The 21,861-nt window shown below is 72.7% G+C and carries 22 protein-coding genes; 7 read left to right on the top strand and 15 right to left on the bottom strand.

Going from position 1 to position 21,861, the window contains the following annotated elements; all coding sequences use genetic code 11:
* From FLX07_RS21510 to lon, 4 genes are all read right to left on the bottom strand, one after another.
* Positions 1–1,305: a S1C family serine protease gene (locus FLX07_RS21510; protein WP_142572700.1), complete on the bottom strand. Its 1,305-nt coding sequence runs from the start codon at positions 1,303–1,305 to the stop codon at positions 1–3.
* A 134-nt stretch (positions 1,306–1,439) separates the two neighbouring features.
* Positions 1,440–2,975, bottom strand: coding sequence for an acyl-CoA synthetase (locus tag FLX07_RS21505; RefSeq protein WP_142572699.1), 1,536 nt, complete (start codon positions 2,973–2,975; stop codon positions 1,440–1,442).
* Positions 2,976–3,034: 59 nt separating this feature from the next.
* Complete coding sequence (locus FLX07_RS21500) at positions 3,035–4,174, bottom strand: Fic family protein (RefSeq protein WP_142572697.1); 1,140 nt, start codon at positions 4,172–4,174, stop codon at positions 3,035–3,037.
* A gap of 106 nt (positions 4,175–4,280) precedes the next feature.
* Positions 4,281–6,644 (bottom strand): endopeptidase La, encoded by a 2,364-nt coding sequence (lon, locus tag FLX07_RS21495; protein ID WP_142572695.1) that lies wholly within the window; start codon positions 6,642–6,644, stop codon positions 4,281–4,283.
* Between the two features lie 154 nt (positions 6,645–6,798).
* On the opposite strand from lon, the gene FLX07_RS21490 reads away from it, so the two are divergent.
* The gene (locus FLX07_RS21490; RefSeq protein ID WP_223853658.1) at positions 6,799–8,253 is read left to right on the top strand and encodes an MFS transporter; all 1,455 of its coding nucleotides are present in this window, start codon (positions 6,799–6,801) and stop codon (positions 8,251–8,253) included.
* Here FLX07_RS21490 and FLX07_RS21485 read toward each other — a convergent pair.
* Positions 8,234–8,812: an HAD-IA family hydrolase gene (locus FLX07_RS21485; RefSeq protein ID WP_142572692.1), complete on the bottom strand. Its 579-nt coding sequence runs from the start codon at positions 8,810–8,812 to the stop codon at positions 8,234–8,236. The two genes, FLX07_RS21490 and FLX07_RS21485, sit on opposite strands and share 20 nt — an antisense overlap.
* A 30-nt stretch (positions 8,813–8,842) precedes the next feature.
* A complete protein-coding gene (locus tag FLX07_RS21480; protein ID WP_142572690.1) occupies positions 8,843–9,676 on the bottom strand; it encodes a hypothetical protein in 834 nt (277 codons plus the stop codon).
* A gap of 189 nt (positions 9,677–9,865) precedes the next feature.
* Between FLX07_RS21480 and arfB the strand changes: the two genes are divergently transcribed.
* Positions 9,866–10,288 carry an alternative ribosome rescue aminoacyl-tRNA hydrolase ArfB gene (arfB, locus tag FLX07_RS38875; protein WP_142572688.1) on the top strand — a complete coding sequence of 141 codons (423 nt, stop codon included), beginning with the start codon at positions 9,866–9,868 and terminating at the stop codon, positions 10,286–10,288.
* A 37-nt stretch (positions 10,289–10,325) separates the two neighbouring features.
* Here the strand turns inward: arfB and FLX07_RS21470 are convergent, their stop codons facing one another.
* From FLX07_RS21470 to FLX07_RS21455, 4 genes are all read right to left on the bottom strand, one after another.
* Positions 10,326–10,769, bottom strand: coding sequence for an SRPBCC family protein (locus tag FLX07_RS21470; RefSeq protein ID WP_142572686.1), 444 nt, complete (start codon positions 10,767–10,769; stop codon positions 10,326–10,328).
* Positions 10,766–10,999 carry a hypothetical protein gene (locus tag FLX07_RS21465; protein ID WP_197042529.1) on the bottom strand — a complete coding sequence of 78 codons (234 nt, stop codon included), beginning with the start codon at positions 10,997–10,999 and terminating at the stop codon, positions 10,766–10,768. Before FLX07_RS21465 ends, FLX07_RS21470 begins: the two co-directional genes overlap by 4 nt.
* Positions 11,000–11,145: 146 nt before the next feature.
* Positions 11,146–11,781 (bottom strand): hypothetical protein, encoded by a 636-nt coding sequence (locus tag FLX07_RS21460; RefSeq protein ID WP_142572684.1) that lies wholly within the window; start codon positions 11,779–11,781, stop codon positions 11,146–11,148.
* A 42-nt stretch (positions 11,782–11,823) separates the two neighbouring features.
* Positions 11,824–12,603, bottom strand: a complete 780-nt coding sequence (locus FLX07_RS21455) for an HAD-IIA family hydrolase (protein WP_142572683.1) — start codon at positions 12,601–12,603, stop codon at positions 11,824–11,826.
* Between the two features lie 89 nt (positions 12,604–12,692).
* Between FLX07_RS21455 and FLX07_RS21450 the strand changes: the two genes are divergently transcribed.
* Positions 12,693–13,736 carry an LLM class flavin-dependent oxidoreductase gene (locus FLX07_RS21450; protein ID WP_142572681.1) on the top strand — a complete coding sequence of 348 codons (1,044 nt, stop codon included), beginning with the start codon at positions 12,693–12,695 and terminating at the stop codon, positions 13,734–13,736.
* 14 nt (positions 13,737–13,750) lie between these two features.
* On the opposite strand, the gene FLX07_RS21445 is transcribed toward FLX07_RS21450, so the two are convergent.
* On the bottom strand, positions 13,751–14,410 hold the full coding sequence (locus FLX07_RS21445) for a response regulator transcription factor (protein WP_142572679.1): 660 nt from the start codon (positions 14,408–14,410) through the stop codon (positions 13,751–13,753).
* Positions 14,389–15,654: a sensor histidine kinase gene (locus FLX07_RS21440; protein WP_142572677.1), complete on the bottom strand. Its 1,266-nt coding sequence runs from the start codon at positions 15,652–15,654 to the stop codon at positions 14,389–14,391. The genes FLX07_RS21445 and FLX07_RS21440 overlap by 22 nt, the downstream gene beginning before the upstream one ends.
* A gap of 135 nt (positions 15,655–15,789) precedes the next feature.
* Here FLX07_RS21440 and FLX07_RS21435 point away from each other — a divergent pair, with 135 nt between their 5' ends.
* Both FLX07_RS21435 and FLX07_RS21430 read left to right on the top strand, forming a co-directional pair.
* A complete protein-coding gene (locus FLX07_RS21435) occupies positions 15,790–16,404 on the top strand; it encodes a class I SAM-dependent methyltransferase (RefSeq protein WP_208762316.1) in 615 nt (204 codons plus the stop codon).
* Positions 16,397–17,065 (top strand): DedA family protein, encoded by a 669-nt coding sequence (locus FLX07_RS21430; RefSeq protein ID WP_142572672.1) that lies wholly within the window; start codon positions 16,397–16,399, stop codon positions 17,063–17,065. The genes FLX07_RS21435 and FLX07_RS21430 overlap by 8 nt, the downstream gene beginning before the upstream one ends.
* Here the strand turns inward: FLX07_RS21430 and FLX07_RS21425 are convergent.
* Positions 16,971–17,864: a TIGR03619 family F420-dependent LLM class oxidoreductase gene (locus tag FLX07_RS21425; protein WP_142572670.1), complete on the bottom strand. Its 894-nt coding sequence runs from the start codon at positions 17,862–17,864 to the stop codon at positions 16,971–16,973. The genes FLX07_RS21430 and FLX07_RS21425 overlap by 95 nt on opposite strands.
* A 22-nt stretch (positions 17,865–17,886) precedes the next feature.
* Between FLX07_RS21425 and FLX07_RS21420 the strand changes: the two genes are divergently transcribed.
* Together FLX07_RS21420 and FLX07_RS21415 are read left to right on the top strand one after the other, a co-directional pair.
* Positions 17,887–18,732, top strand: a complete 846-nt coding sequence (locus tag FLX07_RS21420) for a phosphotransferase (protein WP_142572668.1) — start codon at positions 17,887–17,889, stop codon at positions 18,730–18,732.
* Between the two features lie 19 nt (positions 18,733–18,751).
* Positions 18,752–19,012: a TFIIB-type zinc ribbon-containing protein gene (locus FLX07_RS21415; protein WP_142572666.1), complete on the top strand. Its 261-nt coding sequence runs from the start codon at positions 18,752–18,754 to the stop codon at positions 19,010–19,012.
* Positions 19,013–19,084: 72 nt separating this feature from the next.
* On the opposite strand, the gene FLX07_RS21410 is transcribed toward FLX07_RS21415, so the two are convergent.
* Entirely contained in the window at positions 19,085–20,062 is a 978-nt protein-coding gene (locus FLX07_RS21410) for a hypothetical protein (protein WP_142572664.1), read from the bottom strand.
* 43 nt (positions 20,063–20,105) lie between these two features.
* A complete protein-coding gene (locus FLX07_RS21405; RefSeq protein WP_142572662.1) occupies positions 20,106–21,689 on the bottom strand; it encodes an ABC-F family ATP-binding cassette domain-containing protein in 1,584 nt (527 codons plus the stop codon).
* Positions 21,690–21,861 lie beyond the last annotated feature (172 nt).

The following is a 21,861-nucleotide window of genomic DNA, read 5'->3' as shown; positions in this document are numbered from 1 at the left end:
TCAGCCCGCCGACTGCTCCGCGAGCGCGGCGGTGATGGTGCTCTCCTTGCCGTCACGGGTGAAGGTGATGGTCACCTTGTCGCCGGGGCGGGAGCCGCGGATGGTGCCGACCAGCGCCTCCGCGCTGTCCACCACCTTCTCGTTGATCCTGGTGATCAGGTCGCCCTCTTTGAGACCGGCCTTCTCCGCCGGGCTGCCGGCCGTGATCGAGCTGACCACCGCGCCGGAGGCGCCGCCGACCGCGTCGGCCACGCTCACGCCGAGGAAGGCGTGCGTCGCCTTGCCCGTCTTGATGAGCTGGTCGGAGACGAGCTTCGCGGTGTTGATGGGGATCGCGAAGCCGACGCCGATGTTGCCCGAGCTGGAGCCCGACGTGGCGATCGCCGTGTTGACACCGACGACCTGCCCGGAGGCGTTGACCAGCGCGCCGCCCGAGTTGCCGGGGTTGATCGCGGCGTCGGTCTGGATCATGCCGCCGATCGTGGTTCCCTGGCTCTGCGGCTGCTGCTGTTCCATGCCCCAGGGGAACTGCGGCTGCTGCTGCTCTTCGGGGGCCTCGGTCAGCGTGCGGTCGAGGGCGCTCACGATGCCGGAGGTGACCGATCCCTCCAGGCCGAGCGGGCTGCCGATCGCGAGGACCGCGTCGCCGACCTGAAGCTTGTCGCTGTCGCCGAGGGAGGCGGGGGTCAGGCCGGACACGCCCTGCGCCTGGATGACCGCGAGGTCCGTGGTGGGGTCGGTGCCCTTGACGATGGCGCTGGCGGTCTTGCCGTCGCTGAACTTCACGGTGACCGTGCCGCCGCCCCCGCCCGCGCCACCGATGCCCACCACGTGGTTGTTCGTCAGGATCAGCCCGTCGGCCGACAGGATGACACCGGACCCCTCGCCGCCGGCCGTGGCGGTCTTCACCTCGATGGACACCACCGACGGCATGATCGCCTTGGCCACCGCGGCGATCGTGTTGGTCGAGGCGTTGGCCACTCCCTTGACCACCGGGCTCGCGATCACCGTCTGCCCGCCGTTCACGCTGTTCGCGACGAGGGCCCCGGTGACCCCGCCGCCCAGTGCCACGGCCACGAGCGCGAGGCCCGCGCCCGCCTTCTGACGGGTGGTCAGCGTGCCCTTGCGCGCCGCCGGCGGCGGAAACTGCCCCGTGTCATAGGAGCCGCTCCCGTAGGCGCCGTACGACTGGTACGCCCCGGTGTACTGCCCGTGCTGCGGCGGGGTGCTGCCGAACTGGCTCCAGCCGTGACCGGGGAGTATCTCGGTGTTCTCGTTGCCGGGAACGTGCTCGTGTGAGCTCATCGCCATCCCCCTCAATGGATTCGCCGGTGATCCCGGCGATCCGCCGGTACACGTAATACGATGACGCATCGGCGATAAGGTCACGCTAAGCGATCAGCAGTAGGGATCCCCGAGCGCCCTACGCGTACTTTATGTCAGCTCGTCCGAGGCCAGTACTCGTCCCTGAGCAGGCGCTTGTACAGCTTGCCCGTGGGGTGGCGGGGCAGCTCGTCCCGGAAGTCGACCGACTTCGGGCACTTGTAGTGGGCCAGGCGTTCCCGGCAGTAGGCGATCAGCTCGGCCTCCAGGGCGGGACCGGCGCCCGCCGGGTCCGCCGGCTGCACGACGGCCTTGACCTGCTCGCCCATCTCGGGGTCCGGCACCCCGAAGACGGCCACGTCGGCCACCTTGGGATGCATCGCCAGCACGTTCTCGGCCTCCTGCGGGTAGATGTTCACCCCACCCGAGATGATCATGTACGAGCGCCGGTCGGTGAGGTAGAGGAACCCGTCCTCGTCCAGGTAGCCGATGTCCCCCAGCGTGGTCCAGCCGCGGCCCCCGGGGTCCCGGACCGACGCGGTCTTCCCGGGATCGCCGTGATACTCGAACTTCGGTCCGTCGGAGAAGTAGACCGTGCCGTGCTCGCCGGGCGGCAGCTCGGCGCCGTCGTCGTCGAGGACGTGGGTGACCCCGAGCAGCGGCCGGCCCACCGTGCCCTTGTGGGCGAGCCAGTCCTCCGGGCCCGCGTACAGGAAGCAGTTGCCCTCCGTGCCCGCGTAGTACTCGTGGACGATCGGCCCCCACCACTCCATCATCCGCTCCTTGACCTCGACGGGGCAGGGCGCGGCGGCGTGGACGGCGCAGCCCAGCGACGACAGGTCGTAGCGCCGGCGCACCTCCTCGGGCAGCTTGAGCATCTTGACGAACATCGTCGGCACCCACTGCGCGTGGGTGACCCGGTGCCGCTCGACGAGCGCCAGCGCCTCCTCGGGGTCGAACCTCTCCATCACCACCACGGTCGCGCCGAGGCGCTGGAAGGACATGCTGAAACGCAGCGGAGCGGCGTGGTAGAGCGGCGCGGGCGACAGGTAGACGCTGTCGGCAGAGGGCGCGAACAGGAACTGGATGAGCTGCACCAAGGCCCCCGGGGCCTCCAGCGGCGCCCGGCTGAGCGGCGGCTTGACCCCCTTGGGGCGTCCCGTGGTGCCCGACGAGTAGAGCATGTCGGCGCCCTGGCACTCGTCGTCGAGCGGCGTGACGGGCCGCCCCGCCACGGCCTCCTCGTAGGAGGCGAAGCCCGGGGCGAGGCCGTCGACCATGAGCCGCAGCTCGACTCCGGGCGTGGCCTCGGTGACGGCGCTCGCGACGCCGGCGAGCTTCGCCGACGAGATGAAGACCCGCGCCTCGCAGTTGTCCACGATGTACGTCAGCTCGTCGGCCTGGAGCCGGGAGCTGATCGCGGTGTAGTACAGGCCCGAGCGGTGCGCGGCCCACGCGATCACGAGGAAGAGCGGATGGTTCTCCAGCATGAAGGCGATGTGGTCGCCGGGCTTCAGGCCCGCGGCCCGCAGCAGATGGGCCAGCCGGTTGGATTCCTCGTCGAGTTCGCGAAAGGTGATCACGCGGCCGGAGCCCGCCATGATCACCGCAGGCTTGTCCGGTGTCACCGCCGCGATCGCCCCAGGGTGCATAACCGAACGTTACTCGGTTTGCTTTCGGCGCGGTAGGCGCGAGCTCCCGACGCCTCCAGTCAGCTCTCCAGCGCCCGGTAGGGGTCACGCAGCGGCCTGGCCCGCTCGGCGAACGCGGCCTTGATCTCCGTCATGTTCGGCCCCGGCGCGTAGAAGCGGCCCTTCGTCTCGCCGTACGGCTGGAGCCATCCGGCGGCCGCCAGCTCGCGCAGGTCGCGGGCGGCCTGGCCCTGGCTCAGCCCCTCGTCGGCCTGGTACATGCCCCGGCGCAGCCGCCTGGAGACGAACACCTGGTAGAGCGCCGAGACCGTGCGCGGATGCAGGCCCTGCGCCCCGGTCCGCTCCTCCAGCAGCAGCCACACCTCGCCCGCCTCGGCGAGCCGGCGCCCCACCCGCTGCGCCTGCATGTGGTGGCAGCGCAGCACGAACCGCACCCACGAGAGGGTGTCCCGGTGCGGGCTCCACTGGCCGTTCTGCACCATCCGAAGCGCCTGGTAGTACTCAAGAGTGGTCTCGCCGGTTCCTAGCCACTCCTCAATGGACGAGAACTCCGGTGTGGTGATCTGGTCGCGGCCCAGCACGAGCGTCTGCAGCGCCCGCGACATGCGGCCGTTGCCGTCCCGCCACGGGTGGATGGCCACCAGGTTGAAGTGCGCCATGGCGGCGCGGACGTAGCTGGGCGCGTCGAGGTCGCCCTCGTTGAGCCACTCGACCAGCTCCGCCAGCAGGCCGGGGACCTGCTCATGGTCCGGACCCTCGTAGACCACCTCGCCCGTCGCGGAGTTCCGCACATAGATCCCGCCGGGGCGCGCCGTGCCCGGCGTCTTGTCCGCGTGGTGACCGATCATCATGAAGTTGAGCGCGTGGAGCAGGCCCGCGTCGTAGTGGAAGGCGCACGCCTGCGAGAGGGTGCCGATGTAGGTGAGCGCCTGCCGGTAGCCGGCGATCTCCCGTGCCACGGCCGCCGACGTCTCCAGCGGGTCCTCGCCGGACATGATCGACTCGATGTCCTCGACGCTGGCGTGGTAGCCCTCGATGGAGTTGGACCCCTGGATCGCCCGCGCCTGCAGTTGCCGCCGCAGCAGGCCGTCCCAGCGGTGGGCCTCGGCCAGCCGGTATTTCAGGTCGCGCCGCATCTCCTCGATCTCGGCGAGCACCTTCTCGTCCACGGCGTCCAGTGCCGGTGTGGCGTACAACATGAGGCCATGACAGCATGGACGAATCATCTGGTCAAGTGACTGAATGATTCGTCCACATATGGCCCGCGTCTCCGATGCGGAGACGCGGGCCGTGTGCGCGGAAGGGTCAGGCGACCGCCCGCTGCTGGGCGACCGTCGCCGGAGTGAGGGCCAGGTCGAGGACCTCGCGGACGTCGCTCACCGCGTGGACGGTGAGGTCGGCCAGCACCTCGGCCGGGACGTCGTCCAGGTCGGGCTCGTTGCGCGCCGGGATGAGCACGGTGGTGATGCCCGCCCGGTGGGCGGCCAGCAGCTTCTGCTTGACCCCGCCGATGGGCAGCACCCGCCCGGTGAGGGACACCTCGCCGGTCATCGCCACGTCGGCGCGGACCGGGCGGCCCGACAGCAGCGAGGCCAGGGCGGTGGTCATCGTGACACCGGCAGACGGGCCGTCCTTCGGCACCGCGCCCGCGGGCACGTGGATGTGCACCGACCTGTCCTTGAGCGACCCGACCGGCAACTCCAGCTCGGCGCCGCGCGACCGCAGGAAGGACAGCGCGATCTGCGCCGACTCCTTCATCACGTCGCCCAGCTGACCGGTCAGGGTCACACCGGTCGCCCCGGTCTCCGGGTCGGCCAGCGACGCCTCGACGTAGAGGACGTCGCCGCCCGCGCCGGTCACCGCGAGGCCGGTCGCGACGCCCGGCACCCCCGTACGCTGCCGGGCCTCCGGCAGGGACGACTCGGGCACGTGGCGCGGCCGGCCCAGATAGGAGACCAGGCCGTCGGCCGTGACCGTCACCGGGAGAGCCGCCTCGCCGAGGGCGACCTTCGCCGTCACCTTGCGCAGGACCCGGGCGACCGAGCGCTCCAGAGAGCGGACGCCGGCCTCGCGGGTGTACTCGCCGGCCAGGCGGCGCAGCGCCCCCTCCTCCACCGTCACGTCGTCGGCGGTGAGGCCGGCCTTGTCCAGGTTGCGCGGGAGCAGGTGGTCGCGGGCGATGGCGACCTTCTCGTCCTCGGTGTAGCCGTCGAGCGTGACGATCTCCATGCGGTCGAGCAGCGGGCCGGGCACCTGCTCCAGCACGTTGGCCGTGGCGAGGAACAGCACGTCGCTCAGGTCGAGCTCGACCTCCAGGTAGTGGTCGCGGAACGTGTGGTTCTGCGCCGGGTCGAGCACCTCGAGCAGCGCGGCCGTCGGGTCGCCCCGGTAGTCGGCGCCGACCTTGTCGATCTCGTCGAGCAGCACGACCGGGTTCATCGAGCCCGCCTCGCGGATGGCGCGCACGATCCGGCCGGGCAGCGCCCCCACGTACGTGCGCCGGTGACCGCGGATCTCCGCCTCGTCGCGGACGCCGCCGAGGGAGACGCGGACGAACCTGCGGCCCATGGCGCGGGCGACCGACTCGCCGAGCGAGGTCTTGCCGACTCCGGGAGGGCCGGCCAGCGCGAGGACGGCGCCGCTACGGCGGCCGCCGACCACGCCGAGGCCCTGGTCGGCCCGGCGCTTGCGCACCGCGAGGTATTCCACGATGCGGTCCTTCACGTCGTCCAGACCCGTGTGGTCGGCGTCGAGCACGGCGCGGGCCCCGGCGATGTCGTACTCGTCGGTCGTGTGGACGTTCCACGGGATGTCGAGCACGGTGTCGAGCCAGGTGCGGATCCAGCCGCTCTCGGGCGACTGGTCGGAGGCCCGCTCCAGCTTGTCGACCTCCTTGAGCGCGGCCTCCCTGACCTTCCCGGGCAGGTCGGCGGCCTCGATGCGGGCGCGGTAGTCCTCCTCCTCGTCGGAGGGGTCCCCGTTGAGGTCGGCGAGCTCCTTGCGCACGGCCGCGAGCTGCTGGCGGAGCAGGAACTCGCGCTGCTGCTTCTCCATGCCCTCCTGGACGTCCTTGCGGATGGTCTCCGCGACGTCCAGCTCGGCGAGGTGGTCGCGGGCCCAGCCGACCAGCTTGTCCAGCCGCTCGGCCGGGTCGGCGGTCTCCAGCAGCAGCAGCTTCTGCGGCGTCTGCAGCCAGGGGGCGTATCCCGCGCTGTCGGCGAGGACGGCGGGGTCCGCGATCTGGTTGACCGCGTCGACCACCTGCCACGCGCCCCGCTTCTGCAGGATCGTGGTGGTGAGGGCCTTGTACTCCTTGACCAGCTCCTCGGCCCTCGGCCCGGCCGTGACCGGCTCCAGCACGGTCGCCTCGACCCACAGCGCCGCACCCGGGCCGGTGGTGCCGGTGCCGACGCGCATGCGGTCGACGCCGCGGACCACGGCCGCGGGCTCCCCGCCCGGCAGGCGGCCGACCTGTTCCACGACGGCGCTCACGCCCACCGGGCCGTAGCGGCCGTCTATGCGGGGCACCAGCAGGACCGTGCTCTCGCCGTTGGCGCGGGCGGCGTCGATGGCGGCGCGGACCTCGGAGGCCGACAGATCGAGGGGCACGACCATGCCGGGCAGGACGACCTCGTCGTCGAGCGGGAGGACGGGAAGGATCTGGGACATCAGCACTCCACTAGGTTGAGTTATGTCGGCTCAACTAACAGGAGTCCAATCCTGTTCCCTGTTCTGCGTCAGTTCGCTGTGAGCGATCGTAATCATGTAATCCACCAGATCGCGACGACGCAATCACTCCTCCGGGTAACGCATGATGGCGTCCATGACATCCGGAAACATCCGGCTTCGCTCGGCTCCGGGCCGGTGGGTGCTGCTCACCACGGTCCTCGGGTCGGGCATGGCCACGCTCGACGGCACCGTGGTCAACGTGGCCCTTCCGGCCCTCGGGCGCGACCTCCACGCCGGGATGTCCGGCCTCCAGTGGACCGTGAACGCGTACACGCTCACCATGGCCGCCCTGATCCTGCTGGGCGGGTCGCTGGGCGACCGGCTCGGCAGGCGGAAGATCTTCGTCGCCGGGGTGGTCTGGTTCGCCCTGGCCTCCGCCCTGTGCGGGGCCGCGCCGAACACGTCCGTGCTCGTGCTCGCCCGCGCGCTCCAGGGAATCGGCGGGGCCCTGCTCATCCCCGGGTCGCTGGCGATCATCCAGGCGAGCTACGCGCCGGACGACCGCCCGCGCGCCGTCGGCGCCTGGTCGGGGCTGGGCGGCGTGGCCGCCGCCCTCGGGCCGCTGCTCGGCGGCTGGCTCGTCGAGACGGCCGGCTGGCGGTGGGTCTTCCTGCTCAACCTTCCGCTCGCGGCCGTCGTGGTCGGCGTCGCCGCCCGGCACGTGCCCGAGACCCGGGCCGCCGGGCCGCACGGCCGCTTCGACGTGCTCGGGACCGTCCTCGCCGCCCCCGCGCTGGCCGGCCTGACGTACGGCCTGATCCTCGCGGGCGACGGGCTGCTGCCGCTGGCCGCCGGGCTCGTCCTGGCCGCCTGCTTCGTGGTGGTGGAGATCCGGCGCTCCCCCCGGTCCCTCGTTCCCGTGGGCGTGTTCGCCTCGCGCGAGTTCACCGCGGTCAACGTCGTCACGCTGGTCATGTACGCGGCGATGGGCCTGGTGTTCTTCCTGCTGGTCGTCCAGCTCCAGGTGTCGGCCGGCCTGTCTCCCATCGCCGCCGGGTCGGCGATGCTCCCGGTCACGATCCTCATGCTGCTGCTGTCGCCCCGGGCCGGCGAACTGGCGAAGCGGGTGGGTCCCCGCCTCCCCATGACGGCAGGGATCTTCCTGTGCGCGGCCGGACTGCTGCTGATGAGCCGTATCGGTCCGGACTCGTCCTATTTCGCCGACGTGCTGCCCTCGGCGGTCGTGTTCGGGCTCGGCCTGTCCGCCGCCGTCGCCCCGCTCACCGCGACCGTGCTGTCCACTGCGGAGGAGCGGTACGCGGGCGTCGCGAGCGGGATCAACAACGCCCTGGCCAGGACGGGCGGTCTCCTGGCCGTCGCCGCCGTCCCGCCGTTGGTGGGGCTGACGGGGGACGCCTACGACTCGCCGGCGGCGTTCACCCAGGGGTTCCACACGGCGATGCTGGTCGGCGCGGCCATGATGGCCGTCGCGGCGGTCGTCACGTTCGTCACGATCAGGACGAACGTCCTCGCGACCGCGCCCGAACCGCCCGCCCCCGGCTGCCCGGTCGACGCTCCCCCGCTGAAGCTCAAACCAGAAGCTCCTTGAGATCCTCACGCAGGGCGGCCGCGTCGCGGAAGTGGACGGCGGCGAGCCCGGCCCGCTCGGCCGCCGCGACGTTCTCCGGCCGGTCGTCCACGAAGACGAGGTCTCCGGGGGCGACCCCGAGCCAGGCCACGGTCTCGTGGAAGATCTCCGGCTCCGGCTTCACCAGCCCCATCCGGCCGCTGTAGAACCGCGGGCCGATCGGCCGCATGAACGGCAGCCCGTCGATGCCCTCGGCGACGCAGACCGGCATGTTGGACAGCAGCGCCATGGGCACCCCGGCCCCGGCCAGCTCGTCGACGATCCCCACGGTCTCCTCGTTGGGCCGCGACCAGCTCGCCACGTCGAGGGCGACGACCGCGTCCAGATCCGCACCGGCCATCGGCCTGCCGTACACGTGCGACCAGTAGGCGGCCGGGTCGAGCGAGCCCCGGTCGAAGTCGAGCCGCACCTGCCAGTAGCGGTCCTCGAACCCCCGATCACCTCCCGCCATGCGCGCGACGTCTTCGGGGGCCTGGGGAAGCGACACGACGTTGCCGTAGTCGAAAAGCACAGTCTTCATGGTCGTACGATCATAACCGGTGTGCGGAACTCAGGTCACGTAGGCCCTGAGGAACTCGTTGGCGCTCCCGCAGCGCAGGTAGTTGCGCACGGTGTGGAAATCGAGCCAGTCGATGTCGCAGGAGACGTCCCGCTCGACGCCGTCGAAGCACGACGCCAGCATGGCCGGGATCGCCGCGATGTCGTCCTTGTCGGCGATGTTGATCCAGCGGCGCACCCCCGGCGGGCGCGCTCCCCGGCCCCGCACCGGGACCGGCGCGAGCCGCTCGAAGACGACGTCGCGCATGCCGAGCGGGCTGCCCAGCGTCACCAGTAACTCGACCGGGAGATCGGGGTGCGCCCACAGCGCCTCGTAGGCCACGACGCTGCCGAGGGAGTGGGCGACGACCACCCGGGGACGGCGCCTGCGGACGACGTCGGCCACCGCCTCGCGGGCCCGCACGCGCGGGTCGCCGCCGCCGAGATAGGCGGCCACCTCCGGGCAGAAGTCCTGGGCGAAGCGCACCGCCTGCGGGCCCATCCTCGCGAGCAGCCACCCGGCCAGCCGGTGCGCGAGACCGGTGAGCGACTCCCCCGCCGCGTCGCGGAACGGACCGCCGAGCTGGACCGCCCAGTCGGCGAGGACCAGCTTGGCCGGCACCGCCATCTGGCGCGGCGGCGCCGGCGGCCCGCTGTGCAGGTGGTGGGCGTAGTAGGCGATCTCGGCGAAGTAGTCGCCGGCGCCGTCCGCCCGGCCGGTGAGTCCCTGATGCAGGTAGACGTTCCACTTGGCCCGCATCGCCTCGGCCGCGCCGCCCGCCGACCCGCCGGCGTCCTCGTAGTAGTGGTACTTGCCGATGCCGTGGACGCCCACGATCGAGGTCATGCTCCCGCCCGTCCCTGTCGCTTGGAATACGGTCGCCTGGAATACGGGGGCCACTGTGCACGACGCCATGGACCGCGACAACCCACCGTCCGCGTTTACGGTGATAAATGGAGAGCGGCGGTGATATCTACCCCGATAAGTTGGTCGTCCCGTCCGCACACCGAATCCGTATGCCAAAGGAGTGAACCGATGTCAGGCCCGTTGCACGTGCGCGGCTCGATCGTCGTGCCCGAGGCGGAGCTCGCCTGGCGCTTCTCCCGCTCGTCCGGCCCGGGCGGCCAGGGCGTCAACACCACCGACAGCCGGGTCGAGCTGAGCTTCGACCTCGCGCGCACCACCGCCCTCGGCCCGGCGCTCAGGGCCCGCGCGCTCGAACGGCTCGCCGCCCGCCTCGTGGACGGCGTGATCACGATTGTGGCCTCCGAGCAGCGCTCGCAGCTGCGCAACCGGGAGGCGGCGCGGGAACGGCTGGCCGCCCTTCTCCGCGACGCGGTCGCGCCGCCGCCCAAGCGGCGCCGTCCCACCAAGCCGTCCAAGGGCGCCGTCGAGCGCCGCCTGGCGGCCAAGAAACACCGCTCCGGCCTCAAGCGCCTGCGCCGTACGGAGGACTGAGCCGCGCCGCGCTGTCGCGCAGGTGCCCGATGCCCGGCTATCCGAGATGGGCGGCGATGGCGTCCTCCCAGGAGCGGAGGAACGCCGGGTAGCCGGCGGCGAAGGCGGCCAGGTCGGCCTCGGCCACGGCGGTGAGCGGGGTGAGGTCGTAGGTGACCGTCACGTCACTGTGGCCGCGCTCCGCCTGGGCGAGCGTCACGCCGACGGTGCCGGCGTGGACCCCCTCGCACACGCGCGCGTAGGAGACCGACCGGCCGGGCTCGCGGTGCAGGACGATCCACGTGGTGGTCGTCCCGTGCCCATGGGTCTGGAAGACCGTGCCGGGCGCCGTGTCGTCCGCGACCGGTTCCGGGAACCGCGGCTCCCATCCCTCCACCCAGTCCCGCTCGCCGTACGGGGTGAACAGCCGGAAGGCCTCGGCGGGCGCGAGCGCGACCCGGAGCCTGCCGGTGAGGCGGCGACGCCGCGGCCCGGCACTCACCTCTCCTCCAGCCGGTGGGCGTCGGCGGCCGTCAGCGTCAGGCCGTAGACCTCCTTGAGCTGCCCGATCTTCGCGAGGGTCTCCGGCCCGAACGGCGACTTGCCCTCGAAGGCGTGCAGGACGATTCCCTCCACGAGGTCGCCGAGGGACATGTCCAAGTATTCGGCCAGGCCCTTGAGCACCTTCAAGGTGTTGCGCTCGACGCGAAGGCCGGTCTGCGTCCGTTGCACTGTTACCATGGTAACAACGTACCACTTTGGGCGGTGCTGGAGATGGGACGGCAGCGGGAGGACCAGCGCAGGGCCTGGTTCGCTTCCGGGAGCTCACCCGGCCGGGGCGTGCGCGTCCCCGAGGACGCCGCCGCCGACGCCCTCGCCTAGGTCCGGCGGTCCTCCATCTCCCAGATGTGGTCGACCACGTGCCAGACGATGCGGCGGGCGGCGTACCGGACGGGCCAGCCCGCACCGCCGGGAGGAAAGGCCGGCGCGGGCCGCGCGAGCGCTCCCGCGATGTCGTCGCGCATGGCGGTCAGGCCGGCCTCGTCCTTGAAGGGCTTGTGCCGCACGCCGATCTTGCGGGCGTACGCGCGCTCGGCCTCCACGACGTGGGCGACCATCTTGTCCCTGTCCCTGCCGCCGCCCCTGGGGCCCTTGCGCAGCTCCTCGGGGGAGGCCGCGGCCACCTCGGCGAGCACCGCCCAGGCCGCCCGGGCGAGGGCGACGGCACGCGCGGCCTCCGGCGCCTCCACCGGCTCCCGGTCGAAGTCCGGGATGGCGGAGATCGCGCCGAAGTCCGTCGTCCTGTCGCCCCTGACCCGCTCGACGACCGCCGGGTCTCCCGGCGCGAACTCCAGCCCCGCCCGCTCGGCGATCGTCCGGAAGCGCGGCGTGTAGTCCACGAGCGTGTCGAGCGCCGCCTCCTCCGTCCTGCCGATGCGGCACCAGCCCGGCCAGTCGATCGAGCAGGCGAAGACCTTCTTCGGGCCGATTTCCAGGTAGACGCGATGGTTCATGCCGGTCAGCATTGCACCCGTACCTGACGGAACGCGTCAGGTTCAGACCAGGTCGATGAGGTCGGCCACGGAGTTGACCACCTGCGTGGGCCGGAACGGATACCGGTCGATCTGGTCCTTCTGCGTGACGCCGGTGAGCACCAGGATCGTGTGGAGGCCGGCCTCGATGCCGCAGACGACGTCGGTGTCCATCCGGTCGCCGATCATCGCGGTGGTCTCGCTGTGCGCGTCGATCTGGTTGAGCGCGCTGCGCATCATCATCGGGTTGGGCTTGCCGACGAAGTACGGCTCCACTCCGGTCGCCTTGGTGATCATCGCGGCCACCGCGCCGCAGGCCGGCAGCGAGCCCTCGGTCGAGGGGCCGACGGGGTCGGGGTTGGTCGCGATGAAGCGGGCGCCGTTGTCGATCAGCCGGATCGCCCGCGTAATCGACGTGAAGCTGTAGGTGCGGGTCTCGCCCAGCACCACGTAGTCGGGGTCGAGGTCGGTCAGCACGTAGCCGGCCTCGTGCAGGGCCGTGGTCAGCCCCGCCTCGCCGATCACGTACGCCGAGCCCTCGGGCCTCTGGTCGGCGAGGAACTTGGCGGTGGCCAGCGCGGAGGTCCAGATCGCCTCCGGCGGCACCTCCAGCCCGGCCGCGCGCAACCGTACGGACAGGTCTCGGGGGGTGTAGATCGAGTTGTTCGTCAGGACGAGGAACCGCTTCCCCGACTCCTTCAGCCGCCTGATGAACTCGTCGGCACCCGGCACCGGCTGCCCCTCGTGGACCAGCACCCCGTCCATGTCGGACAGCCACGACTCGATGGGCTTTCGCTCGCTCATGTGTCCAAGCATGGCAGGTGACGGTGTGACGAAGCACATCTCTTGTTGTGTCCGGAAATATCCGGATGCGACCTCAGGTTAGGGGTGACATGAGCGAGGACAACATCCGCGGGGTGCCGCGTGGGGCGGCCGAGGCACCACTGTCGATCCTGGAGCTCGCGACCGTCGGCGAGGGCTCCACGCCCTCCGAGGCGCTGCGCGACGCCACCGAGCTGGCCCGCCGGGCCGAGGAGTGGGGCTACCACCGCATCTGGGTCGCCGAGCACCACGGCATGCCCGGAGTCGCCAGTTCCTCTCCGGCCGTGCTCATCGCGCACCTCGCGGCGGCGACCAGCTCGATCCGGATCGGCTCGGGCGGCGTGATGCTGCCCAACCACGCCCCGCTGGTGATCGCCGAGCAGTTCGGCACGCTGCACGCGCTGCACCCCGGCCGCATCGACCTCGGCCTCGGTCGCGCCCCGGGCACCGACATGGCCACGGCGAACGCCCTGCGCCGCTCGGCCGAGGTGGACCCCGACGAGTTCCCCCAGCAGGTGGCCGAGCTGACCGGCTTCCTCGACGGCTCGTTCCCGCCCGGCCACCCGTACGCGAAGATCCAGGCGGTGCCGCGGGGTGACGACCGGCCGCCGATCTGGCTGCTCGGCTCCAGCGGGTTCAGCGCCAGGCTGGCCGGGCTGCTCGGGCTGCCGTTCGCCTTCGCCCACCACTTCAGCGCCGGCAACACCGAGCCCGCGCTCGACCTCTACCGCTCCTCGTTCCGGCCCTCGGAGGTCCTCGACCGGCCGTACGCGCTGATCGGGGTGGCGGCCGTCGCGGCCGACACCGACGAGGAGGCGCTGCGCCAGGTCATGCCGGGCGCGCTGTCGTGGCTGCGCCTGCGGCACGGGCGGCCCGGCCGCACGCCCACTCCCGAGGAGGCGCAGGCCTACCCGTACACCCCGATGGAGCGGGAGTTCGTCCGCGAACGGCTGTCGACGGTGGTGCACGGCGACCCGCAGACCGTGCGGGACGGGCTGGAGGAGCTGCGCAAGCGCACCGGGGCCGACGAGTTGATGATCACCACGCAGGTCCACGGCGGCGCGGCGCGCCTGCGCTCCTACGAGCTGATCGCCCGGGCGTACGGGATGATCTAGTGCCGCGAGGGGCACTAGCCGCGCAGGAAGGCGACGACGGCGAGCACGCGGCGATGGGCGTCCTCGTCGGGAGGCAGGTCGAGCTTGGCGAGGATGTTCCCGATGTGCTTGCCGACGACGGCCTCCGACACCACCAGCGCGCGGGCGATCGCGGCGTTCGACCTGCCCTCCGCCATCAGGGCGAGCACCTCCCTCTCCCGTGGGGTGAGCCGCCGCAGCGGGTCGCGGCGGCGGCGCAGGAGCTGACGCACGACCTCCGGGTCCACCACCGTCCCCCCGCCGGCGACGGTGGTCAGGGCGTCCACGAACTCCTCGACCTCCCCGATCCGGTCCTTGAGGAGGTAGCCCACGCCGGTGCCGTCCCCGGAGTCCAGCAGTTCGGTCGCGTATGTCTGCTCGACGTACTGGCTCAGCACCAGGACGGCGAGCCCGGGGTGGGCGGCGCGCAACGCCACGGCGGCCCGCAGCCCCTCGTCGGAGAAGCCGGGCGGCATCCGCACGTCGGTGACGACGATGTCGGGGGCGTGCTCCTCCACCGCCTTCACCAGCGCCTCGGCGTCGCCGGCGGTGGCGGCCACCCGGTGGCCGAACCGGGCCAGCAGCGTGGCCAGTCCCTCGCGGAGCAGCACGCCGTCCTCGGCGATGACGACGGTCAGGGAAGGGCCGGCAGGCATTCGATCTCCGCGCGCAGCAGGGTGGGGCCGCCCGGCGGGCTCGACAGCATCAGCCTGCCCTCGACCGCGGAGACGCGGTCGGCGAGCCCGGCGAGCCCGGTGCCGGCGGTGACGTCCGCGCCGCCCACTCCGTCGTCCCGGATCTCGACGGTGAGCAGCCGGCCGTCGAGCCGTCCCCGCACCCGGGCCTGCTCGGCTCCGCTGTGCTTGGCCACGTTGGCCAGGCCCTCGCTGACGACGAAGTAGGCGACCGACTCCACCGCTTCCGGCAGCCGGGGGACGGCCACGTCGACCTCGACCGGGACGGGCGACCGGTCGGCCAGCTCCGCGACCGCGGCGGGCAGTCCGCGGTCGGCGAGGATGCGGGGATGGATGCCGCGGATCAGGTCGCGGATCTCCGCGAGGGCGAGCTTCGCCTCCTGGTGCGCCCTGGCCACGAGCTCGGCCGCCTCCGCCGGCGGGGAGACCTTGGCCAGGCCGAGCGTCATGGTCAGCGCGACCAGCCGCTGCTGCGCGCCGTCGTGCAGATCGCGCTCGATGCGCCGCCGCTCGACCTCGAACGCCTCGACCAGGCGGCTCCGGGAGCGGGTCAGCTCGGCGAGCCGCTCGCCCGGCTCCGCTTTCCCGGGCGTGAGCAGCAACCGGGCCAGCAGGGCGTGCGCGGTCGCGAGGGCGGTGATCGGGTAGGCCGCCGCCACGAGCACCGCGACCCCCAGGAGCGCGGCGGCGAACGCCTCGGTGAGCGAGTCGAGCGGCCAGAACTTCAGCAGCACGATGTGCCCCGCCTCCGCCACGCTGATCGGGGCGCAGATCATCACGAGCGGCACCACGAGGCCGTACGTGACGGCGATCAGCTCGACCGGGCCGAGCACGACGGCCAGCAGGCCCGTGTAGGCGAGGGCCCGCCACGTCGCCTGCTCCCGCAGGCGCGTCCCGAGCCAGCCGCGCGGACCCCGCCCCGCGGGGCGGTGGGGGCTCGGCGCGGGCTCCGCGCCCATGATCCGCAGCCGCCGGCGTTCGAGCGCGCCCAGCGGCACGGCGGCGACCACCGGGACCGCCAGCAGCGGCACGCCCACCAGGAAGACGGTGAGCAACGCCCCGGCGGTCAGCGAGACGACCAGCGACGCCAGCACGACCACACCGACGACCGCGCCCGTCACCAGATAGGCGAGGGCGCGCCAGGGCAGCGAGGTCGCCAGCAGGTCCTTTCGGGCGACGGCCTGCCACGAGCCGTTGAGGCGCACCCGACCCACCCTAGAGGCCGTCCGGGCCTGGTCGAAGACGGCCAGGCCCACCTGTGGAGGTAGGGCCGGCCATACCTCCGCCAGTAGGCCGGGGCGGCTGGCGGGTGCGGGTCCCGCACCGGTCTGATGAGCCGCATGAACGAGACAGTCCAGCAGGTCTCCGATCTGCGAGCGTTCGCGGGCGTGGCGCTGCGCCGGCAGGGCGTCGTGGGAGCCGTGGCCCCGAGCTCGCGCTCGCTCGCGCAGGCGCTCACCGCCGTCGTCCCGACGACCGGCCCCGCCGTGGTCGTGGAGCTCGGCCCGGGCACCGGCGCGATCAGCGAGGCCATCCGGGAACGGCTCGCCCCCGGCTCCCGCCAGCTCGCCGTCGAGATCGACCCGGGGATGGTGGCGCACCTGCGACGCGCCCGGCCCTGGCTGGACGTGCTCCAGGGCGACGCGGCCCGCCTCGGCGCGCTGCTGGACGAACGGGGAGTCTCCCGGGTCGACGCCGTGGTCAGCACGCTGCCGTGGACGCTCTTCCCCGAGGACGTGCAGGAGTCGATCCTCGGTGAGGTCGGGCGGGTGCTGCTCCCGACGGGGGCGTTCACCACGGTGACCTACCTGCCCGCGGTGCCGCTGGCCCGTGCGCGGCGTTTCCGGCGGCGCCTGCGCGCCGCCTTCGACGAGGTGCTCACGACCGGGCCGGTCTGGCGCAACGTGCCGCCCGGCCTGGCGTTCGTCTGCCGGAGGCCGGTCAGCCGTGGTTGAGCTGCTCGGCCGGCTTCCCGCCCCCCTCGTGCTCGCGGTCGCGGCGATGCTGATCGTCGCCGAGGCCGGCACGCTCGCCGGCGTGGCGCTGCCGGGGACGAGCGTGCTGGTGGCCCTCGGCTGCCTCACCCGCCTCGGCGCGCTGCCGTTCGCCGGGACACTCGCCGTCGCCGTGGCGGCCGCCGTCGCCGGCGCGCAGCTGTCCTACGTCCAGGGCCGCAGGCGCGAGGGCGCCACCGCCATCCACCCTCTGGTCGGCCGGTTCGCGCCCGCCGCGTGGGCGCGGGCCGGCCGCATGGTGGCGAGGAGAGGCGCCTGGGCCGTCGCGGGCGGTCAGTGGCTCGGCGCCGCCCGCACCCTGGTCCCGAGGCTCACGGGCTGGACGGGCGTGCCGTACGCGGCCTTCGCCCGCGTCAGCGTGCCCACGGCGGCGGCGTGGGCGACGACCCTCGTGACCCTCAGCCGGTTCGTCCCCGACCTCGTCGACGCGTTGACCGCTCACCTGGCCGTCGCCGGGCTGCTCGCCGTTGGGGCCGTCCTCGTCGTGGCCCTGGCGACCGTGGAGCTCACCGGGGAGCGAGGGCTTCGAGTGCCTCCTGGGCGCGGCGCATGGATTCGCGGGGGTCGGCCTCGGGGTTGCCGATCTCCGGATCGAAGTTGAGGTCGTGGAAGACCTCGGTCACGCCCTTGGCCTCGAGCGCCTCGACGTCCCGCCGGATCTTGTCGTACGACCCGGTCAGCGGGCCCTCCTCCGACGCGAGGGCGCGGGTGACGCCGCGGACCACGAAGCGCAGCGCGCCGGGGTCGCGGCCCGCCTGCCGTGCCGCCTCCTTCACGATGGCGATCTGCTGGTCGATCGTGTCCAGATCGGCCCGGCTGGAGCTGATCCAGCCGTCGGCGATCCGCCCGGCCCGCTCCAGCGCCACCCGGGCCGTGCCGCCGAGCATCACCGGCGGCGGCACGGCCGGTTTCGGGTCCTGGTGCGAGCGCGGCACCTCGTAGAACTCGCCCCGGTGCTCGACGACGTCCTCGGTCCACAGCCGCCGCAGCAGGCCGACGTACTCCTCGCCGCGCCTGCCGCGTCGCTCCATCGGCACGCCGGACGCCGCGAACTCCTCGGGCAGCCAGCCGAGCCCCAGGCCCACGTCGAGCCTGCCGCCGGACACCTGCTGCAGGGAGGCGAGCTGCTTGGCCATCAGGACCGGGGAGACGAAGGGCAGGTTGAGCACGGCCACTCCGAGCCGTACCCGCTCCGTGACGCCCGCCAGGTACGCGAGCGCGACGACGGGGTCGTGCACGCTCCGGTAGACCGGTCCCATCGGGTTGCCGACGGGATAGAGCAGGCGCTGGAACGTCCACAGCCCGTGGTAGCCGAGTTCGTCCGCGCGGCGCGCGACGCGTCTCATGTTCTCCGGCGTCGCCCACGAACCCGACACCGGCACGGAAAACCCAATCCTCATAACCGCACCCTAAGGTGTCCCCGTGATCGAGGAACTGGCACGGCTGGCGCGCCGCGACGGACCGGTGACGGTGCTCAAGCAGACCCGCGTGCTCGTGGTCCGGGCCGGCGACGTCGTCGTCAAGGCCCACCCCCCGGACACCGACGAACGCGCCCTGCGTGCCCGCCTCGACGCCGCCGCGAACCTGCCCGGCGTCATGCTGCCTCCCCTCGGCCTCGAACGGCTGGACGGCAGGCTCGTCACGATCTGGCCCGCCGGCGACGCCCTGACCATCGACGACGTCGACGCCGGGACCACCCCGTGGGAGGAGGGCGGCCGGCTGCTCGCCCTGCTGCACTCCCGGACTGCACCCCCGGAGCTGCCGCCCGCGGGGGGCCCGTCACGGCTACCCAGGGCGATGGCCGACCTGGCCGCGGCCGGTGTCCCCGGCCCGGTCGCCGCGCCCATCCGGGCGGCGTACGCGACGCTGCCCCCGGACCGTGCGGGCGGCACGCTCACGCACGGCGACTGGCACCTCGGCCAGATCGTCCGGCACGACGGCGCGTGGCTGCTGATCGACCCCGACGACCTGGGCGCGGGCGACCCCGCGTGGGACCTGGCCCGCCCGGCCGCCTGGTATGCCGCCGGCCTGCTCGACCCGCGGGACTGGGAGCGCTTCCTGACCGCCTACCTCTCGGCGGGCGGGACCGCCGTCTCCACGGACGACCCGTGGCGGGAACTCGACGCGCCGGCCCGGGCGTTGACCGTCCAACTGGCCGCGACGGCGGTGGCCACGGCGGCGCGGGCGGGAGAACCTCCCGACGACGCCGCCGAGGCCCTGGTGTCCGCCTGTAGGAGGATCGTCGCGGCCACGGAGGCCGAGACCTGACCGAGGGAGAGTTCGTCACATGGAGTGCCCCAAGTGCCGTGGCCGGATGCGGACGTTGGACCGCAACGGGGTTCACATCGAGCAGTGCGACAACTGCCGCGGGATCTTCCTGGACTACGGCGAGCTGGAGACGCTGGCCCGGATGGAGTCGCAGTGGGCCCAGCAGCACTACGCTCCGCCGCCGCCGCCGGCGCACGGAGGCCCCGTCTGGGGCGGCCACCACGGAGGTCACCACGGCCACCGGCGCAACAGCTGGGTCGGCATGCTGTTTTCCAGCTGATCCCTTTGTGAAGGCTTCGCCGCAGGCCGCGGCCCGGACCCGGGTCGCGGCCTGCGGCGTGCGGGTGTCCGGTCACCCCGGGAAGGCGTCCGGGTCCACCTCGCTCGTGGTGGCGTTCCCGCCGAAGACGGCGTCGAGGGTGAGCGTCCAGTCGCTCCACCTGACGCTGTACCCGGAGTAGACGGTCTGGAATTTCAGCGCGTCGTCGAACTTGGAGAAGCCGCAGTTCCTGGTGAAGGCACGGGTGCCCCTGTCGTAGTCCACACCGGTGGTGAAGTAGACGCGGTAGGTGCCGTCCTTGATGTCGGAGATCTTCGCGGTCGACCGCTTGCGCACGTAGAAGCTGACCGCCTTGCGCCCTGCGCGCACGAGGGTCACGACGCCGTCCTGCGTGCCGCCGTTCTTCACGCTCAGGCTGCCCCGGCCGCCGCGGATCGCCGACAGCACCGTCGCGCCGTTGCCGAGGCGGCGACTGGCCTGGACCGGCGGCCTGATCTGGACCACCGGGTAGTCTCCGGCCTTCACGAGGTCGCCCGCCGACGCCCTGAAGTCCTTGAACTCGCCCGACCTGCCGAGCCCCGCCAGCACGGCCGTCCCGTTGCACAGGACATGGGAACTGACGTCCTCGTCGAGCGCGCCGAGCCTGCCGTTCAGGCCGCGCAGCGCCGCGACGTAGTCGGCGTGCTCGGGGGCGACGTCCGCGGGAGGCCGCAGGCCGCCGAGCCGCGCCAGCGCGGACTCCAGAGCGCTTTGCGCCCGGTCGATGCGCTGGTGGAGCGACCGGAAGGTCCGTGCCTTGGCGATGGCGGCGAGCGCCGTACGGGCCGGGCGGCCGGCGGCGGCGAGGGCGCCGCGGTACGCCTCCGGCGTCAACGCCGGCGGGCCGGAGGCGGCGGTGGTACCGGAGGCGGACGGCGCCGACTCCTCGCCGGAGGCGGCCTTTCCCGATCCGCCGGGCGTCGCCGTGCAGGCCGAGAGGGTGACGGAGGCGGCCAGCAGGGCGACGGCGCCGACGGGGACGGTGCGTGAGAAGGTCCGGGGGGTGATCACGCGAAACACTGTCAGCCGGTAAGCGCACGCTGTCAACACGGGTTCACGCCGACGACGCCGCCCCCTCCGGGCCCAGGGCGAGCCACCGGGTGATGCCGATCGACTCCAGGAACGGCAGGTCGTGGGAGGCCACCACGAGCGCTCCCCGGTAGGCCGACAGCGCCTGCGCGAGCCGGCGCACGCTGGCCAGGTCGAGGTTGTTGGTCGGCTCGTCCAGCAGCAGGAGCCGCGGCGCGGGCTCGGCCAGCAGCAGCGAGGCCAGCACGGCGCGGAACCTCTCACCTCCCGAGAGCGTGCCGGCCGGCCGTTCGGCCCGCGCGCCCCGGAACAGGAACCGGGCGAGCCCGGCCCTGACGGCGTTGACCGACGCCGTGGGCGCGACCGCCCGGACGTTGTCGACCAGGCTGAGCGCGTCGTCGAGCACGTCGAGCCGCTGCGGCAGGTAGCGCACAGGCACGCCTCGCCGGACCGAGCCCTCACCCGGCGGGATCTCCCCCAGGATCGTGCGCAGCAGGGTCGTCTTGCCCGAGCCGTTCGGCCCCAGCAGGGCGATCCGCTCCGGGCCGCGGACGACCAGGTCGCCGATCGGCCCGGCGGCCGTGCGCAGGCCCTCCAGTTCGAGCACGGTGCGCCCGGCCGGCACCTCGGTGGCGGGCAGCTCCACCCGGATCTCGGCGTCGTCGCGCACCGCCTCCTCCGCCTCGGCCAGCCGCTCACGGGCGGCCGCCACCTTCTCCTCGTGCATCGCGCGGTGCTTGCCCGCCGAGACCTGCGCCTGGCGCTTGCGCTCCTGCATGATGATCTTCGGCTCGCGCTTCTGCTCGTACATCTTGTTGCCGTAGCGCACCCGCCGCGCCAGCTTGGTCTGCGCCTCGGCCAGCTCGCGCCGCTGGCGGCGCAGGTCGCCCTCGGCCGCGCGGACCATCCGCTCGGCGGCCTCCCGCTCGACCGCGAGCACCTCCTCGTACTCGCTGAGCGTGCCGCCGAAGGTGCGGCGGGCGGGCAGGTCGGCGATCTGGTCCACCAGGTCGAGCAGCGTGCGGTCGTGGCTGACCACGACCAGCGTCCTGGTCCACGACGAGACGGCGTCGTACAGCCGCCGCCGCGCGTCGAGGTCGAGGTTGTTGGTCGGCTCGTCGAGCAGCAGCACGTCGGGCTCGGCGAGGAAGCGCGCGGCGAGCCCGACCATGACGGTCTCACCGCCGGAGAGCGTCGCGACCGTCCGGTCGAGGTCCACCCCCGCGAGCCCGAGACGGTCGAGCTCGGCGCGGGCGCGCTCCTCGACGTCCCAGACCACCGCGTCGAAGTTCGCCTCGCTCGGGTCGCCCCGCTCGATCGCGTGCAGCGCCTGTCTCGCGGGTGTGATCCCCAGCAGGTCGGACACCGTACGGCTCGCGCCGAGCGGAAGGTTCTGCGGCAGGTAGCCCAGCCGCCCGGTGACCGACACCGAGCCGCTCACCGGGGTCAGCTCTCCGGCGATCATCTTGAGCAGGGTGGACTTGCCGCTGCCGTTGACGCCGATGAGCCCGGTCCGGCCGGCGCCGAACGCGAAATCGAGCCGCTCGAAGACGGACGTCCCGTCGGGCCAGGAGAACGACAGATCCGTACAGACAATGGAATGAGACATAAGGCGGCTCCAGGTATCCCCAAGGGCGAAACGGCGAACTAACCGTGGAGACACCGCGGGCACGGGCCGCGAGGCGAGGGTCTGCCTGAGGTCGCTGCGCCGGACCACCGATGGCGGCCGTGGGCGCGGTGTCGAGACCTCAGAGCTTCAAGTGACCCTCCAGGGTGCGGCG

The organism is Microbispora bryophytorum (genome assembly GCF_006874465.1).
Classification (GTDB): Bacteria; Actinomycetota; Actinomycetes; order Streptosporangiales; family Streptosporangiaceae; genus Microbispora; species Microbispora bryophytorum.
The sequence above is the reverse complement of the archived record's forward strand: the minus strand, read 5'-3'. Positions and strand labels throughout refer to the sequence as shown.

Excerpts from the sequence above, each read along its gene's own strand:
- FLX07_RS21435 (WP_208762316.1), top strand. The coding sequence starts at position 15,790 with ATGAACGAGACAGTCCAGCAGGTCTCCGATCTGCGAGCGTTCGCGGGC.
- FLX07_RS21445 (WP_142572679.1), bottom strand. The coding sequence starts at position 14,410 with ATGCCTGCCGGCCCTTCCCTGACCGTCGTCATCGCCGAGGACGGCGTG.
- FLX07_RS21450 (WP_142572681.1), top strand. The coding sequence starts at position 12,693 with ATGAGCGAGGACAACATCCGCGGGGTGCCGCGTGGGGCGGCCGAGGCA.
- FLX07_RS21455 (WP_142572683.1), bottom strand. The coding sequence starts at position 12,603 with ATGAGCGAGCGAAAGCCCATCGAGTCGTGGCTGTCCGACATGGACGGG.
- FLX07_RS21505 (WP_142572699.1), bottom strand. The coding sequence starts at position 2,975 with ATGCACCCTGGGGCGATCGCGGCGGTGACACCGGACAAGCCTGCGGTG.
- FLX07_RS21415 (WP_142572666.1), top strand. The coding sequence starts at position 18,752 with ATGGAGTGCCCCAAGTGCCGTGGCCGGATGCGGACGTTGGACCGCAAC.
- FLX07_RS21480 (WP_142572690.1), bottom strand. The coding sequence starts at position 9,676 with ATGACCTCGATCGTGGGCGTCCACGGCATCGGCAAGTACCACTACTAC.
- FLX07_RS21485 (WP_142572692.1), bottom strand. The coding sequence starts at position 8,812 with ATGAAGACTGTGCTTTTCGACTACGGCAACGTCGTGTCGCTTCCCCAG.
- FLX07_RS21460 (WP_142572684.1), bottom strand. The coding sequence starts at position 11,781 with ATGAACCATCGCGTCTACCTGGAAATCGGCCCGAAGAAGGTCTTCGCC.
- FLX07_RS21405 (WP_142572662.1), bottom strand. The coding sequence starts at position 21,689 with ATGTCTCATTCCATTGTCTGTACGGATCTGTCGTTCTCCTGGCCCGAC.
- FLX07_RS21500 (WP_142572697.1), bottom strand. The coding sequence starts at position 4,174 with ATGTTGTACGCCACACCGGCACTGGACGCCGTGGACGAGAAGGTGCTC.
- FLX07_RS21510 (WP_142572700.1), bottom strand. The coding sequence starts at position 1,305 with ATGAGCTCACACGAGCACGTTCCCGGCAACGAGAACACCGAGATACTC.
- FLX07_RS21425 (WP_142572670.1), bottom strand. The coding sequence starts at position 17,864 with ATGAGGATTGGGTTTTCCGTGCCGGTGTCGGGTTCGTGGGCGACGCCG.
- FLX07_RS21490 (WP_223853658.1), top strand. The coding sequence starts at position 6,799 with ATGACATCCGGAAACATCCGGCTTCGCTCGGCTCCGGGCCGGTGGGTG.
- arfB (WP_142572688.1), top strand. The coding sequence starts at position 9,866 with ATGTCAGGCCCGTTGCACGTGCGCGGCTCGATCGTCGTGCCCGAGGCG.
- lon (WP_142572695.1), bottom strand. The coding sequence starts at position 6,644 with ATGTCCCAGATCCTTCCCGTCCTCCCGCTCGACGACGAGGTCGTCCTG.